This is a genomic window from Actinoallomurus acaciae, assembly GCF_042429965.1.
GTDB lineage: Bacteria > Actinomycetota > Actinomycetes > Streptosporangiales > Streptosporangiaceae > Actinoallomurus > Actinoallomurus acaciae.
Map to the genome: position 1 here is coordinate 1 of NZ_JBHLZP010000770.1, position 2,929 is coordinate 2,929.

Annotated in this window: 4 protein-coding genes; all 4 read right to left on the minus strand. The window is 73.2% G+C overall.

Annotated elements, in window-relative coordinates:
* On the minus strand, positions 1-778 hold a 778-nt coding region (locus ACFFNX_RS46685), incomplete at its 3' end, for a 3' terminal RNA ribose 2'-O-methyltransferase Hen1 (protein WP_378212809.1).
* 57 nt (positions 779-835) lie between these two features.
* A complete protein-coding gene (locus tag ACFFNX_RS46690) occupies positions 836-1,579 on the minus strand; it encodes a TetR/AcrR family transcriptional regulator (protein ID WP_378212810.1) in 744 nt (247 codons plus the stop codon).
* Between the two features lie 102 nt (positions 1,580-1,681).
* A complete protein-coding gene (locus ACFFNX_RS46695) occupies positions 1,682-2,611 on the minus strand; it encodes an LLM class F420-dependent oxidoreductase (protein WP_378212812.1) in 930 nt (309 codons plus the stop codon).
* Positions 2,612-2,716: 105 nt separating this feature from the next.
* Positions 2,717-2,929 (minus strand): LPXTG cell wall anchor domain-containing protein (locus ACFFNX_RS46700; protein WP_378212814.1); only part of this gene is annotated, 213 nt, incomplete at its 5' end.

The following is a 2,929-nucleotide window of genomic DNA, read 5'->3' on the forward strand; positions in this document are numbered from 1 at the left end:
GCGGCTCCTCGTCGATGGGGTGGCGGTCGAGCGCGTCGTCGGGCGCGTCGTCGGCGTCGGCGAGCCGGGCCAGGGCCGTACGGACCAGGCGGTTGCGGTTCGCGAGGTAGCGGCGGGTGATCCGGGCCCGGGCGGGGTGCGCCGCGAGCCAGCCCTCGCCCGCGCGCACGAGCTTGTCGACCTCGTCCGCGGCCACCCAGTAGTGCTTGGAGTCGTCCAGGACCGGCAGCAGGACGTAGAGCTGGTTCAGCGCGGCCGCGAGGGTGGACTCGCCCTCGACCGTGAGGGTGACGTACCGCGAGTCGCCCCACTCGGGGAACCGCTCGTCGAGCGGGACCGGGCACGCCTCCACCCGCCAGCCGAGCGGCGCGAACAGGCTCGTGGCCAGGTCGGGTCCGCCCCGGCACGGCAGCGCGGGCAGCGTGATCCGCAGCGGGATCGGGGCGGCCGCCAGGTCCGGACGCTCCCGGCTCTGGCCGCGCATGGCCGTGCGGAAGACGTTCGCCATCGCCGACGCGAGCAGGGACGACGCGGCGTACGGCCGGTCGTTGACGTACTGGCCGAGGGACAGGTCCGGCGTCCGCCGGGTCCGGGCCAGCCTGATCGGATCGACGTCGAGCAGCAGCGCCGCCGTGCAGCGGTCCTCGCCCGCCTCGGGGTAGAAGACGTGAGCGGTGCCGAACGACTGCTCGAACGCCTGGACCCGGCCGGGATGCTTGACCAGCAGGTAGCCGAGGTCGGTCGCCGGGCGCGCGGTCGTGGTGATCGTCAGCAGCACACCGCACAGTGTCGCGGACCGCGGCGGATCGGACCTACCGGTTTTAACCGGCCGGTTCTAACCGGGCCGGCCGGCCGAGGTCTCCGGCCGCTCGGGGACGTACGTGGCGAGGCCGCGGACCAGGAGCTCCAGGCCGTACCGCAGGCGTTCGTCGCCGTCGCCGTCGATCAGCGCGCCCACCATCGAGGTGATGACCGGGAAGCGGTCGGGCGGCAGGCTGTGGAAGTACCCGCGGACCTGCTCGAAGTACTCCCGCGCGTCCTCCTCCGTCCGGCGCCCGCGCTCGCGGTGCAGGGAGTCCTCGAAGGCGTCCGCGAGGATGTACAGCGACAGCCGGTCGACGAACATGCCCGCCCGCTCGTCCGGCACGCCGCCGGCCCGCAAGATGGCGAGGATCGCCTCGGAGTAGCGCAGGGAGCTGGGGCCGAGGGGAATGTTGGCGAGCGCGGCGCGGGCGATGCCGGGATGCCGGGTCCAGACCCGGTGGGCCTCCACGCCCGCCTCGACGATCTGTTCCTGCCAGCGGTCGGGGTCGGGCGCCGGCACGTCCAGCTCGCCGGTGATCCGGTCGACCATCAGCTCCAGCAGCTCGTCCTTGTTCGCGACGTGCGCGTACAGGGACGCCGGGCCGGTCTGGAGCTCGACCGCGACCCGGCGCATGCTCAGCGCGTCGAGACCCTCGGCGTCGAGGATCCGCATCGCCGTGTCGACGATGAGCTCCTGACTGAGGGGCCGGCGCTGCCGCGGGGCCTTCTTGGGACGCCGCCACGGCGGAGGTGGTATCTCGGTCGCCTCGGTCACGGAACGCTCCTTTTCGCGAACAGGGTACCTGTCACGAACGATGTTCTGACCGCCACGCCGGGGAGGCTCCCGCCCGCCCCGGCGCGGCCGTGCCGACGGCGGTCAGACCTGGGGAAGGACGTCGCTCGCGAGCAGCTCGAGGTGTTCCAGGTCCTCCAGGTCGAGGGTCTGGAGGTAGATCCGCGCGGCGCCGAGCTCGCCGAACCGGCCGATCTTGTCGACGATCTCGGCCGGGGTGCCGGCCAGGCCGCCCGCCCGCAGGTCCTCGACCGTCCGGCCGATCGCGTCGGCGCGCCGGCGGAGCTCCGCCTCGTCGCGCCCGCAGCAGACGACCTGCGCGGCCGACAGGACGATGGACCCGTGCTCCCGTCCGCCGCTCTCGCAGGCGGCGCGCACCCGCTCGTACGCCGCCCCGGTGTCATCGACCGAGTGGAACGGCACGTTGTACTCGTCGGCGTAGCGCGCGGCGAGCCGTGGCGTGCGCTTGGCGCCCACCCCGCCGATGATGATCGGCGGTCGCGGTCGCTGGGCCGGCTTCGGCAGGGCCGGGGAGTCGGTCACCTGGTAGTACGTGCCCCGGTGGTCGAACGTCTTGTTCTCGGGCGTCTCCCACAGGCCCGTGACGATCGCCAGTTGCTCCTCGAGACGGTCGAACCGCTCGGCCAGACCGGGGAACGGGATGCCGTACGCCGTGTGCTCGTCGTCGAACCAGCCGGTGCCCAGACCCAGCTCGACGCGCCCTCCGCTCATGTCGTCGACGTTCGCCACGGAGATGGCGAGCGGGCCCGGGAGCCGGAACGTCGCGGCGGTCACCAGGGTGCCCAGACGGATGCGCCGGGTCTCCCTGGCCAGACCGGCCAGGGTGATCCAGGCGTCCGACGGACCCGGCAGTCCGCTGACGTCCCCCATCTTCAGGTAGTGGTCAGAGCGGAAGAACGCGTCGAAGCCGTACTCTTCGGTGGCCTTGGCGACGCGGAGCAGGGTTTCGTATCCGGCGCCCTGCTGGGGCTCGGTGAAGATCCGCAAAAGCATGGTCCCCATCCTGCTCCCCCGTCACCCCGGTCCGCACCATCGGGTCGGTGCTCCGTCTCCGAGAGACCGCCCGGGAACCCTCGGGCGAGGGTTCCCGGGCGTCTTTCAGCCGTTCTCGCGGCGTGTCCGGCCGAGCCGGTACAGCACCACGCCCGCGCCGGCGAGGCCGAGCCCCGCCAGGGCGAACAGCGCCGAGGAGCTACCGGTGGTCGGCAGCTCGTGGCCCGGGGCCTCCCTCACCGGGATCGGCCGGGCGGCCCGGACGTGGCAGGCGGCACCGGAGGCGCCCCCGCAGTGGAGCCCGTGCGGGTGACCGGG

What these genes read in the sequence shown, in the direction of transcription:
- ACFFNX_RS46695 (WP_378212812.1), bottom strand. Translation starts at nt 2,611, where the DNA reads ATGCTTTTGCGGATCTTCACCGAGCCCCAGCAGGGCGCCGGATACGAA.